The following is a 12,929-nucleotide window of genomic DNA, read 5'->3' as shown; positions in this document are numbered from 1 at the left end:
CAGCCGTCAGGCTGGCGGTACGGGGTCGTGTCCCCCGGGGCAACCCGGATGACACCGTGCGATGCGGCGCATGCCCAGCCAGATGCCGCGCAGCACGCCATGTGTTTCGATGGCCTCGATGGTGTAGGCCGAGCACGTGGGCGTAAAACGGCACTGCTGCCCCACCCACGGGCTTAAAAAATACCGATAGAAGCGGATCGGTGCAATAAACAAAGACCGTATCAGCATCGGACGATCCGGTCGAGGAGCTGGTCGGCTTCGGCACGCACCTGGCGCTTGAGCTGTGTCAGGCTGGCCAGCTGTGGCCGATTAACCAGACGAAACACCAGATCACCTTCGGGAAGCGTGGCCCGCCGCATGCGGAAGGCCTCGCGGATGACCCGCTTGATGGCGTTTCGGGTTACCGCCAGTGGCGCGTATCGCTTGGGCACCACCAAGCCCAACCGGGCCGGCGATGCCGCTGTATTACGCGAACTGGAAACAACGAACAAAGCCCCTCGAGCGACACGCCTGCCCTTTAAGGCTGCGGTGTATTCCGAGGGGCGATGCAGCCGGGCCGCCGAGGGAAAGTCGGAAGGCATGGCAACGCTGTCGCACATGCCCGGCAAAGGGCTGTGCGCGACAGGCAATTAGACGGCCAGGCGCTTGCGGCCCTTGGCGCGGCGGGCGCTAAGGACGGCACGGCCCGCACGCGTCTTCATGCGGACACGAAACCCGTGAGTGCGCTTGCGGCGGGTTACAGAAGGCTGAAAAGTGCGTTTCATGGCGAATCCAAAAGAGCTTGGGTGGTAAAAGATACAGAAAAGCCCACTATTTCAACAAATTTTGAGCACTTCGTCAATCACATGCGTAGTTATCCCCTGCTGTATCCAAACGCAGGCACCCGTCCTGTGGATAACTTGCCTCGGGAAAGGGTAGAATCGAGGTTTCGCACGATGATATCTATGAATGAATTCTGGCAGGCCTGTCTCCAGCAACTGGAGCAGGAACTTCCCCCTCAGCAAATCAGCGCCTGGATCAAACCCCTGGTTCCTCTCGACTACGACGAAGAGCTGGCGATCCTGAGAGTCGCTGCGCCCAATCGCTTCAAGCTGGATTGGGTGCGCAAAAACTTTTCTACCCGCCTCGAATCCCTGGCCAGCGACTGGTTCTCCCAATCGGTGCAGGTTCAGTTCGAGCTGGGGGCTGCCCCTGCCCGGCCCACAGCAAGCAATCCCCGCTCGCCGGCGCCATCCAGCGGCACGCCTCCGGTGGGCGTCAGCAACCAAAGCGCCCACACGGCCACCCCGGCTGCGCCGCCTTCCGTCGTGCATGCCGCTACTGACGAAGCCATGCAAGACCGTTCGCGGCTTAATCTCGATCTCACGTTCGATAACTTCGTGATCGGTAAAGCCAACCAGCTGGCGCGTGCTGCCGCCATGCAGGTGGCAGAAAACCCGGGCGTGTCCTACAACCCGCTGTTTCTGTACGGTGGCGTGGGCCTGGGCAAAACCCACCTGATCCACGCCATCGGCAATGCTCTGTTGGCCAGTGGCACCAGCCCGCGCATCCGCTATGTGCATGCCGACCAATACGTCTCTGATGTGGTCAAGGCATATCAGCGCCGGGCGTTTGATGATTTCAAGCGCTATTACCACTCGCTGGATCTTCTGCTGATCGACGATATTCAGTTTTTTGCCGGCAAAAACCGCACGCAAGAAGAGTTCTTCTATGCGTTTGAGGCCATGGTGGCGCAGCGCAAGCAAATCATCATTACCTCGGATACCTACCCCAAAGAGCTCGCCAACATCGACAGCCGGCTGATCTCCCGGTTTGATTCCGGTCTTACAGTGGCCATCGAGCCACCCGAGCTCGAAATGCGGGTAGCCATTTTGCTGCGTAAAGCGCAAACCGAGGGCATCACCATGCCCGAAGAAGTGGCGTTCTTTATCGCCAAGCACCTGCGCAGCAACGTGCGCGAGCTTGAAGGCGCCTTGCGCAAGGTATCCGCCTACGCCCGCTTTCACGGCCGCGAGGTACTGACCGTCGAAGTCTGCAAAGAAGCACTCAAGGATTTGCTGTCGGTCTCCAATAGCCAGATCACCGTCGAGAACATCCAGAAGACCGTGGCAGATTTCTATAAAATCAAGGTCGCCGATATGTACTCGAAACGGCGGCCGGCCAATATTGCAGTGCCCCGCCAGATCGCCATGTATCTGGCCAAAGAGCTCACACAAAAAAGCCTGCCCGAAATCGGCGACCTTTTTGGTGGGCGCGACCACACCACTGTATTACACGCCGTGCGCAAAATCACCGATTTGCGCGCCAAGCAAACTGAACTTAATCACGCACTTCACGTACTCGAACAAACGCTCAAAGGATAAGACACATGCTACTGATCCAAGCCACCCGCGATGCTGTGCTCAAGCCCCTGACAACCGTGGTCGGCATCGTCGAACGCCGCAACACCTTGCCCATTTTGGCCAACGTGCTGATCCGCAAAAATGGCTCGCAAGTGTCTTTCCTGGCCAATGATCTCGAAGTACAGATCACCACCCAGGCCGACTTCGGCGTGGGCGACGAAACGCAGTCCACTACTGTCGCGGCACGCAAGTTTCTGGATATTCTTCGCGCCCTGCCCGAATCCGGTGATGTTCGCCTGTCGCTGGACGAAAACAAACTGACCGTGCAGGCAGGCCGCAGCCGTTTTGCCTTGCAAACGCTCAGCGCCACCGACTACCCCACGGTATCGCAAGTCCAGCAATGGGATGCATCGTTCTCGATGCCGCAAAAAGCGCTCAAGCAACTGTTCAATCAGGTGCACTTCTCGATGGCGCAGCAAGACATCCGCTATTACCTCAATGGCCTGCTGCTGGTGCTCGAGCCCGGCCACGTGCGCGCCGTCTCCACCGATGGCCACCGCCTGGCCCATAGCGGTGCCACTGTAGACGGCCTGACCGCGCAGATGGACGCCATCATCCCGCGTAAAACCGTGCACGAGATGCAACGTCTGCTGGCCGATGACGACACCCCGGTGCAGGTCGATCTCGCCACCGGCCAGATCCGCTTCACCTTTGGCCAGATCGAGCTCATCTCCAAACTGGTCGAGGGCAAGTTCCCAGACTACAAACGGGTGATCCCCACGGGCTACACCCGCCACGTCCAGATCCCCCGCGACGCCTTGCAAGCCAGCCTCCAGCGTGCCGCTATCCTTACCACCGACAAGCTCAAGGGCGTCAGGATCCAGCTGGGAGACAACCTGCTGCGCATCTCCTCATCCAACGCCGAGCAAGAAGAAGCCCGCGAAGAACTCGAGGTGGACTACGCACAAGAGTCACTGGACGTGGCCTTCAATGTCACCTATCTGCTTGACGTCCTGGCCAACGTCAAAACCGGTGATATCTGCTGGTCGGTGCAACCCGACGTCAATGCGTCCGTCCTGATCACCGTGCCCGACGACGAAGAATTCAAGTACGTCGTCATGCCGATGCGCATCTGATCGCCGCCGCGCCCGCCCGATACTTACACAGGATTTTCATGTCAGAAGCCACTACCCCCAACACGCCGGCCACTGGTTACAGTGCCGATTCGATCAAGATGCTCAAGGGCCTCGAGGCCGTGCGCAAGCGCCCCGGCATGTACATCGGCGACACCTCCGATGGCACCGGCCTGCACCATATGGTCTTCGAGGTTGTGGATAACGCCATTGACGAAGCCCTGGCAGGGTATTGCGACGACATCGTTGTCTGCATCCATGCCGACAACAGCATCTCGGTTACCGATAATGGCCGGGGCATCCCCACCGCCATCCACAAGCACGACGAACAACACCGCAGCGCGGCAGAAATCGTCATGACCGAGCTGCACGCCGGCGGCAAGTTCGACCAAAACTCGTACAAGGTGTCTGGCGGCCTGCACGGCGTGGGGGTATCTTGCGTCAACGCGCTGTCCGAGTGGCTGCGCCTGACCATCTGGCGCAACGGCCAGGAACACGAGATGGAGTTCCGCCGCGGCGACCGCGTGGCCCCGCTGGCCATCACCGGCCCCACAGAGCGCACCGGCACCCGTGTGCAGTATCTGGCCGACTCCGAAATCTTCAACAACATCGAATACACCTACGATATCCTGGCGCGCCGCCTGCGCGAGCTGTCCTTTCTTAACAACGGTGTAAAAATCCGCCTGGTGGACGAACGCACCGGCCAGGACGAAAACCTGGCGTTTCTGGGCGGCGTCAAAGGCTTTGTGCAATACATCAACCGCACCAAAACGCCCTTGCACGAAAACATCTTTGCCGTCTCCACCGAGTCTGACGCAGGGGGCACGCGCTGTGGCGTAGAAGTTGCCATGCAATGGAACGACAGCTACGCCGAAACCGTGCTGTGCTTTACCAACAACATCCCGCAGCGCGACGGCGGCACCCATTTAACCGGCCTGCGGGCCGCCATGACGCGCGTGCTTAACAAGTACATCGCCGACAACGATCTGGCCAAAAAGGCCAAGGTGGACACCACCGGCGACGACATGCGCGAAGGCCTGGCCTGCGTGCTGTCAGTTAAAGTGCCCGAGCCCAAGTTCAGCAGTCAGACCAAAGACAAGCTGGTCTCCAGCGAAGTGCGCCCCGCCGTCGAAGACGCTGTCAGCCGCACCCTGGAAACCTGGCTGCTTGAAAACCCCAACGACGCCCGCGCCCTGTGCAGCAAGATCGTTGAAGCCGCCCGCGCCCGCGAGGCCGCCCGCAAGGCCCGCGAAATGACCCGCCGCAAGAGCGTGTTGGAGGGTGCAGGCCTGCCCGGCAAGCTGGCCGACTGCCAAGAGAAAGACCCCGCCCTGTGCGAGCTCTACATCGTTGAGGGTGACTCTGCCGGTGGCTCTGCCAAGCAGGGCCGCGACCGCAAGTTTCAGGCTATTTTGCCTTTGCGCGGCAAGGTGCTTAACGTAGAAAAAGCACGCTTCGACCGCCTGCTGTCCAGCGAACAGATCACCACCCTGATCACCGCCCTGGGCACCAGCATCGGGCCCGATTTCAACGTCGACAAGCTGCGCTATCACCGCATCATCATCATGACTGACGCCGACGTCGACGGCGCGCACATCCGCACCCTGCTGCTTACCCTGTTCTATCGCCAGATGCCCTCCCTGATCGAGCGCGGCTACGTGTATATTGCGCAGCCACCGCTGTACAAGGTCAAGGTTGGCCGCGAAGAGCGTTATCTCAAGGACGACGCCGAAGAAGCCCAGTTTATGTTGCAGCTGGCGCTGAAAGACACCGAGCTTGTGCCCGGCGCCAACGCCCAGCCGATCCAGGGCGACGCACTGATGGACTTGGCCCGCCAATACGTGCTGGCCGATAACGTGATTGCACGGCTGTCCCGCATCCTGGATACCGGGGCCTTGTCCGCCATGGCCGAGGGTGTTGCCATCAGCCTGATGGACGAAACCGCCGCACGCAACAGCGCCGCCGCCCTGGAAAAAGCCCTGAAAGACCCCGAAGACCCCGCTGCCGTGCACGTGGAAGCACAGTACGATGACATCGAAGAAGCCTGGCGCCTGGCCGTCATCCGCCCGCACTTTGGCAACCTGCGCGTCAGCACCTTCGACCGCAACTTCGTGCGCAGTGGCGACTACGCCGTCCTGTCGCGCACGGCAAAAACCTTTATGGGCTTGCTCAGCGAAGGCGCCGTGGTGCGTCGCGGCACTGGCGACAAGGCCAAAGAAAAGTCCGTCTCCGACTTCCGCGAAGTGATGCGCTGGCTGCGCAGCGAGGCCGAACGCGGCATCAGCAAACAGCGCTACAAGGGCCTGGGCGAAATGAACCCCAGCCAGCTGTGGGAAACCACCATGGACCCCACCGTACGCCGCTTGCTGCGCGTGCAGATCGAAGACGCAATTGCCGCCGATGAGATTTTTGTGACGCTGATGGGGGATAACGTAGAGCCCAGGCGTGCGTTTATCGAGGCTCATGCCTTGCAGGCGGGGAATATTGACGTGTGAGCTTTGTTGGTTTTCGGAAAAGATGGCCAAGTTTTGTGGGAAAAGTTGGCCATTCATAGGAGCAGAGAGAATGACCGCCTAATTTGGCGGTCATTTTTTTGCCTGGAAAGGCCTTATCCATTGCGTGGTGAGTCCCTGCAACCCTCAGTCGGGCGTGTAACATTAGTTCACAATAGGAGGGTGAAATGCACAAGATCGGCTTTATTGACATCGTAGGCCTCCGGGCGTGCCAGCATGTAAGCCTGCCAATAGAGTCCTTCACCCCACTTGTCGGGCAGAACAATGCTGGAAAATCGACGATTCTGTTTGCTCTCGCCTGGGTACTGAAACCAAGCGCTCTAGCGGAATCTGACTTTTCAAAAATCGGCGAGCCGGTGGTTGTCACCGCACGAATCGATGGCATTACCAACGAGATCCTGGAACTAATTCCGGAGCCAAAGCACCGGGCGGCTATCGCGCCCTACTGCACGTCCGGTTCCATATGGATTCGCGTTGTCGCCAACGAGCCCGGAACCAAAAAGGTCGCATGTGAAGTCTTCGATTTTGAAACCTATCATGGCAACGATCTCCCCCTAGCATGGAGGCCCTATCCAACGGGGTTACCGCAGGCGGTTTCGGCTTTACTACCGGACGCACTATGCATTGATGCAATGGAGGACCTCGGAGAAGACCTCGGTAAGGCGAAGGCGGGCAGCACGATGAAATCGCTGTTAGACCTGATCATGGGCCCTATCGTTGAGGCACACGCCGAGCTGACAGCAGCCATGCAGACTGTTCGGAGCATCCTCAGTGTAGAAGGTGAGTCGCGATCTGAACTTCTGAAGACTTTCGATAAAGGCGCGACAGAGGCTCTCGGAAGTTTTTTTCCGGGGCTCACGATTGAGTTGGGCCTGCAAACAGTCGAGATCAAGGAGTTTTTCAAAGCTGGTAGCTTGAACATCACCGACATGAGCACGGGCGACCGGAGGACATTCGACCAGCTGGGCACCGGTGCTCAACGGGCAATTCAAATGGCATTGATACGACATCTCGCTGACCGACACACTGCGGAGAAGTCCGGTGCCGCCCGCCGCCTTCTACTTATCGACGAACCTGAGCTATATCTTCATCCGCAGGGAGTCAGGCGACTTCGGCAAGCACTTGCAGCTTTATCACAGAGGGGCTTTCAAGTCGTCTACGCAACGCACTCGCCGCTCATGTTGAGCAGAGAGAATGCTGCTGATGCAGTGATCGTGAATAAAGACAAGACGAATGGGACGTTAGCTCGTATCCCTCTGCGGCACGCCGTCGCTGCTGCGCTGAAGGAAGCAGAGGCCCCCTCACGAACCTTGTTCGAATTGGGAAACCTGGCCGAAATCTACTTCTCGGATCTTGTAGTGCTGTGTGAAGGGAAGACAGAGATACGTCTGCTCCCACTGCTCTACGAACGGCTGCGTGGCCGGCAACCTGAACTTGACCAGATTGCCTTCGTTGCCATGAGGGCGTGTTCAGGCATCCCCAAAGCATTACGGGTACTAGCCGCCATGGGCATTCAGGCTTGCGGCATTGCGGACCTCGATTTCGCCTTCACAGAAGCACGCAAAGGCTTGACGCCTATGCTCCCAAAAGACGATGCTACTCTCGAGCGCAGCAAAGCCGCACTGCAACGCCTGCAAACTCAGCATGGATTTCCGCTGGGTGGCAATGGTCTCCCAACGAAAGACAAAACCGGATGGCAGGCAGCAGATACTTGGGCAATTTTTGCTGCGGACCCAGAAGGCGCTGAGATCGCAACCAACTTGCACGATACGTTGCGCGCGCACAGCCTGTGGCTCTGGAAGGTCGGCTGTATCGAGAACGTTTCTGGTCATCCAGAGAAAGGCGAAGAAGCGATCTTGGCTCAGGAGCTTGCCATCGGCTCTATGGACGCACGGGCCATCAAGGCTGATATGCCCGAAATCGGATGCTGTTTTGATTGGCTTGATGGACTGCGTAGAAGCCCCACTTCGGGTGCCGCGTAGCCTAATCTCCAGTGTTGACCTACAGGGGTGGCCCCCAATCTCACCGCCGCTTGATCCACCGTGAGGTAGGGGTGGCGCTACACCGACGGAGCCGGCCACCCCTCATCTTGGTGGTGGGCGCGCTTGGCCTACCCGCGGGACGCATCGCAACCCAGCAGGCGGCGGCAGCCAGCAGTGCAAGGAAAACATTCAAAATTAGGAATCCCGTAGCACTGCTCCTCTAGATTGACCACCTGCTACCAGCATACATGGACGGGCCACCCGCGCACCACCTGAGCATCACCGAGGCGGCAAAAACTCTAGGCGTGAAGTCCGAGCGCCTGCGGGCCATGCTCTCAAACATGCCTGGTGCCAGCGGCCTGAAGGCCAACACCTTCAACACTGTGACACTGGAGCAATGTGCCTCATTCAGGCAATACCTGGGGACAGCGCTCAATCAGTTGGAGGTACTCAAGCGCACCGGGCTCAACGAATCGGTTCTAAAGCAATTCACCCGCGTAGGTCTGCTGCCCAAGCGAACGCGACCGGACTGGGATTTGAATGTCCACAAGCCATACGACCTAGCCGACGTACAGGCGGTCGAATCTTTCCTGTGTGGTCTGATCGAGCCGAGTACGAGCGCCACGCAGACGATCGCGCTGAACGACATCAACCGGCGCATTGGAACAAACAGGATGGCCATCGATGAGGTCTTCGAACACATTGCTCAGGGGACACTGCGGCCCATCAACGCCGGCGAAGTGACCCACCTCGGTCAGCTTCTGTTCGACAAGGAGGCTCTCACCCACATCATCGGCAACTCTCAGGCCGTGACACTCATGACCGCAGAACACCTGGCGCGCATCACGGGCTGGAAGTCTGAGAGCATCCGCCACTGGGTAAAGTCAGGCTTTCTGGCCGGAGAGCCTGCAGAGTCGCGAGGCCGGGTAGTCTACCGGGTCGGCATGCGCGCCGTCCACGATTTCATGGGACGCTACAAGGTGGTCAGTGAACTCGCCCGCCAACTGGAGACTTCCCCCAAAGCGCTGAGCGACAAACTGCACAAGCTGGGCGTGCCGATCATCGGTGCGCAGGCCGTGTCCCCCGGTGTCACGCGAGGAGGTTTGGTTGAACTGCGGCAAATCCTGGTCCGCGGGCTGTATCAGCCGCAGATGAGTCTCCTGGCAGATGAACCGCTCGTGCACCAAGTCGAAGAGCCGACCCCTGCATAAACACAAAACATCCACTTGTACCATGCACGGCGTCATTCGCTATGATGAAGGAATCGACTGTAAAGTCGCAGCAGCATTCACGGACCAAACACCAGCATTGGCAACAAATATGATTGATTACGAAAGCGAATTTTTAGAATCTCTCATCATACACCCCCCAAGCGAGGGTCATGGGATAGGTTTTTCTGATTTTGAGATCACATATCAAACCAGATATAAAAATAGTTATGCCAATCAACTGATTCATGACTATAGAGCTCTAGAAGTAACTCTTATGTCTCACGCAATGTCACAAATGCGTTATAGTTTAGATTGCTTAAGAGTATTCAGAGTATTGCGCAGCGTTCAGGCCATCATATGGAAATATAGTGATTTGCAGGTATCAACTACAAAGGGAGTTAGAGGGCTTATTGATCATAACGTATTCGTAGTTATTAATGAGACCAGTTCCCTTTTGTATGCAATACGCAGAACCGTTGAATTTATATTACAAATTCATACAAATAACGAAAACCTATCCATTGGATGTGTATTAAAAAAAAGCAAAGAAAATAAAGACACTAACGTTGGAAAACTTGTTTTAGATAGATCCACGTTACTTCTATTTAAAACCATAAATTTGATTACTAATGCATTAAAGCATTCACTTCTTAATGAGGACACCAATCCGATGTTAGGAATCTCTTATGACAGATTCTTTGCAACCGAAAATCTCAGTATAGAAGAGTTTTCAAAAAAATTTAATCCCAAGAAAGGTGAAATGTTTTTTTACTGGGATGCTGAATCTATAGATGACATTCAAATTATTTTAAATAAAATTAAAGATACAGTACGGCTTGAATATAATGTCTCCATATCTCAAGTTATAATTTCTTTCTTTGTTTTTATGAAAAAATATACAGATATGGCATCAGATGCACTAATCCAATCAAAATAATTACTAAATTTACTAAAATTACGAACCCTATCAGATCACCCTATAACTTGGTGCCACCCCAATTAAACGTCAACAAATCGTCAGAGCTGTATAACGTCTTGAAAAAGTGAGCTGACTGGCCTTGCTCATCGGACGAGATCTTTTTAGAGTGGATCCTAGCGACACGTTGAACGTTAGGCTCTGGCCGCATCATTCGAACAATCATCCGGAAGCTTTGGATCGAACTGCGACGGTGACCAACGTCAAACTTCGGCCATTTCCGGACGTCTACTCCTTCCCTGTATTCGGTATTGCTCTGACAACTTTTCCATGGCAGGGTAGCCCGGTTATAACATCGTCTTCGCTGCCGTATTTCACGGTTTTTATTAGCCTAATAATTCGGCGGTTGTTCCAAACCCTAAATTCAGGGCGGCTTTACAGTCAGTATTTCGCCGTGCATAACGGACCGTTCAAGCCTGTTAAATGAAGCAGTTATAAGCACAAGGAAACATTGTGAGTAAGCCAAGGAAGATTATTGACAATCCAACAAGTGAAGAACTGTTAAAGCAGTTCGAGGCATTTGAAAGCTTGGAGGCTCTATACAACGCTTTTCCGTTTGCTCGAAGACTCTTCCCTAAAATGGAAGAAGCCTTCAATGAATTCAAGAACATTAAAAGCCAAGCAGAATTATTGAAGGTGCCTGATCAGTTCAATGAACGTTTTTCCAATTTAGGTTGGATCGCATATGAATCCATGAACATGGAAGTAATGCAGAAAGCAATAAATCTTCATGACATTGAAGGGAAGGATGCGGCGGAAAAACTCCTTGCCGATTCGTATGACGAAGAAACATTAAAGTGGGGATTATTCCGATTTAATGGAAATCGTGAGTTTAGAAAAAGAATAAGGCTCGTGGAATTGGCCAGAGAGGATTACTTAGCTAGCAGATATCACGCGTGTATTCCGCTATTGCTGAGCATACTTGACGGTCTCGTAAATGATGTGTCGAAGCATGTAGGATTTTTTGCTGAGAATGTCGATCTGACAGCTTGGGATTGCATTGCAGCTCATGAGTCAGGCCTTCAGACACTAGCTTCTATTCTCACTAAAGGCAGAAATAAGACGAATGAAGATGCAATATCCATTCCATACAGAAACGGAATTCTTCATGGTCGAGAGCTGGCCTTTGATAATAAGGTAGTGGCAGCAAAGTGCTGGGCTGCTCTCTTTGCAGCGAGAGACTGGGCTGGAGCACTTGATGATGGGAAAAAGCAGCCAAAGCCAAAAGAAGAGGTTAGCTTGAAACAGTTATTTAAGCAAATCTCTGCAACAAACCTTATGAAAAAATCCATTGAAGAATGGAAGCCAAGAGTATCTGAGAACATTCCATATCTTCCATTTGAAGGAGATATTTCTAATCTACCTGAAAATACGCCTGAACATGCAGTAGCTGTCTTTTTAGATCATTGGTGCAATAAGCGATTTGGCCCTATCGCTGATGCCCTTTTATACTTTACCGATACCCCTAAGGGAAAAAAAGCTGGTATGGCACGGCAAGATTTCAGCAAACATGTACCGGTTTCGTTCAAAGTATTGAGTATAGAGGACCAAGCTGCTGCGGTTACTCATGTAATAGCAGAGCTGCGTTTTGAAGTCGATGATCAAACGAAATTTAAAGAAGTTTCGGTACGTGCAATACACCAAGACTTAGAAAATAATCCTTCTGCTCGGTCTATATCCGATGGTCACTGGAGGATAGTTCAAAATTCTTTCACTGACATCATATATGCGCCCAGCTTATAACAAGACGATGCTGTCGGACAAAATTTACGCTACGCTTCAATTTTTCCGTAGAGTGCGGCGTTAGGGGCTATGCCAAGCTCTCCGAGAATCGATAAAGGCGAGGGGTTCATTCGAGCCCACGACCTACTTGAGGAACTCCAGTCCGATATCCACCGGGCGTACGAGACACTGGAGAACGACTCTGAATCGCAGTACTTGAGGCGATTCGTAGTCCGAGCGACCTTCTCTTTCATTGAGGCCTGCATTGAAACGATCAAACTTGAGGTTCGCTCAAACATTAGGACAGAGCTCTTCACCCCGGACCTGACCGACAAAGAGAAAGAAACTCTTGGTTCGCTCCATGTCATCGGTGATAGAAGGACTGATAAGCAATTGCCACTTGACGCTAATATCAAACGGACGTTTCGCCTAGCAGCCAAAATATGGGGCCTTGACAGCTACCAGCTCACCACTAGCGGGGAGGGCTTTGTGGATTTCCTTCGTTCAAAGGATGCGCGTAATCGATTAACGCACCCTAGGACCTACTACGACATACAAGTCACCGACGACGACATGCACTGCCACATGATCGCTTACCAATGGGTGTTGGGGGAGTTCAGCAGGCTTTTCCGCGCGCGAGTCGAGGATATAGCCAGATCATTGCCTCCTAAGGATGGTAAGCGACTTCTTCAAGGCTCCGGCGTCTGAAACCCAACAAGTAGCGCCCAGGGACTAACCTGTGAACCGCGTGCTGCACAACGCCGAAAGCCATAGCCGAACCACGGCCCAGGAAACCTACTACGTGTAGCATTTCCCGGGCAAGGCACAGTGTGAACCGGCGCGTCGCGACTAGCAGGATGGCCATCGATGAGATCTTTGAACACATTGCCCAAGGAACACTACGGCCCATCAATGCCGGCGAAGGGCTCTACATCATTAACGGGGGACACCGGCATTCATTAGACTTGTTTTTGCGACGAAACACGTTTAATGGAGTCAATGCCGATGTCCCCAATCGATTCTATCCTAGGGATCCACGGTCTGGTGGTG

At 54.4% G+C, this 12,929-nt stretch carries 11 protein-coding genes; 8 read left to right on the top strand and 3 right to left on the bottom strand.

All coding sequences use genetic code 11. From position 1 onward, the window contains the following. Nucleotides 1-6 precede the first annotated feature (6 nt). Genes yidD through rpmH form a run of 3 tightly spaced genes read right to left on the bottom strand, consistent with a single transcriptional unit; the run spans nt 7 to nt 764 of the window. Nucleotides 7-225, bottom strand: a complete 219-nt coding sequence (gene yidD, locus WA928_RS10495) for a membrane protein insertion efficiency factor YidD (RefSeq protein ID WP_350381333.1) — start codon at nt 223-225, stop codon at nt 7-9. After that, the gene (rnpA, locus tag WA928_RS10490) at nt 222-581 is read right to left on the bottom strand and encodes a ribonuclease P protein component (RefSeq protein ID WP_424303122.1); all 360 of its coding nucleotides are present in this window, start codon (nt 579-581) and stop codon (nt 222-224) included. The genes yidD and rnpA overlap by 4 nt, the downstream gene beginning before the upstream one ends. Nucleotides 582-629: 48 nt before the next feature. Further along, complete coding sequence (gene rpmH, locus WA928_RS10485) at nt 630-764, bottom strand: 50S ribosomal protein L34 (protein ID WP_043679136.1); 135 nt, start codon at nt 762-764, stop codon at nt 630-632. 180 nt (nt 765-944) lie between these two features. On the opposite strand from rpmH, the gene dnaA reads away from it, so the two are divergent. From dnaA to WA928_RS10445, 8 genes are all read left to right on the top strand, one after another. Then, nucleotides 945-2,363, top strand: a complete 1,419-nt coding sequence (dnaA, locus tag WA928_RS10480; protein ID WP_350381246.1) for a chromosomal replication initiator protein DnaA — start codon at nt 945-947, stop codon at nt 2,361-2,363. A 5-nt stretch (nt 2,364-2,368) separates the two neighbouring features. After that, the gene (gene dnaN / locus WA928_RS10475) at nt 2,369-3,478 is read left to right on the top strand and encodes a DNA polymerase III subunit beta (protein ID WP_350381248.1); all 1,110 of its coding nucleotides are present in this window, start codon (nt 2,369-2,371) and stop codon (nt 3,476-3,478) included. A 38-nt stretch (nt 3,479-3,516) separates the two neighbouring features. Beyond that, complete coding sequence (gyrB, locus tag WA928_RS10470) at nt 3,517-5,970, top strand: DNA topoisomerase (ATP-hydrolyzing) subunit B (protein ID WP_424303117.1); 2,454 nt, start codon at nt 3,517-3,519, stop codon at nt 5,968-5,970. Nucleotides 5,971-6,155: 185 nt separating this feature from the next. Next, the gene (locus WA928_RS10465) at nt 6,156-7,970 is read left to right on the top strand and encodes an ATP-dependent nuclease (RefSeq protein WP_350381252.1); all 1,815 of its coding nucleotides are present in this window, start codon (nt 6,156-6,158) and stop codon (nt 7,968-7,970) included. A 248-nt stretch (nt 7,971-8,218) separates the two neighbouring features. Then, nucleotides 8,219-9,181: a hypothetical protein gene (locus WA928_RS10460; protein ID WP_424303114.1), complete on the top strand. Its 963-nt coding sequence runs from the start codon at nt 8,219-8,221 to the stop codon at nt 9,179-9,181. 22 nt (nt 9,182-9,203) lie between these two features. Next, nucleotides 9,204-10,118: a hypothetical protein gene (locus tag WA928_RS10455; protein ID WP_424303111.1), complete on the top strand. Its 915-nt coding sequence runs from the start codon at nt 9,204-9,206 to the stop codon at nt 10,116-10,118. Between the two features lie 492 nt (nt 10,119-10,610). Continuing rightward, entirely contained in the window at nt 10,611-11,900 is a 1,290-nt protein-coding gene (locus WA928_RS10450; protein ID WP_424303108.1) for a hypothetical protein, read from the top strand. Between the two features lie 69 nt (nt 11,901-11,969). Further along, nucleotides 11,970-12,587: a hypothetical protein gene (locus WA928_RS10445; RefSeq protein WP_424303105.1), complete on the top strand. Its 618-nt coding sequence runs from the start codon at nt 11,970-11,972 to the stop codon at nt 12,585-12,587. Nucleotides 12,588-12,929 lie beyond the last annotated feature (342 nt).

This window comes from Castellaniella sp., from assembly GCF_049651205.1.
Classification (GTDB): domain Bacteria; phylum Pseudomonadota; class Gammaproteobacteria; order Burkholderiales; family Burkholderiaceae_B; genus Castellaniella.
This window is presented reverse-complemented; position numbering and strand designations above follow the sequence as displayed.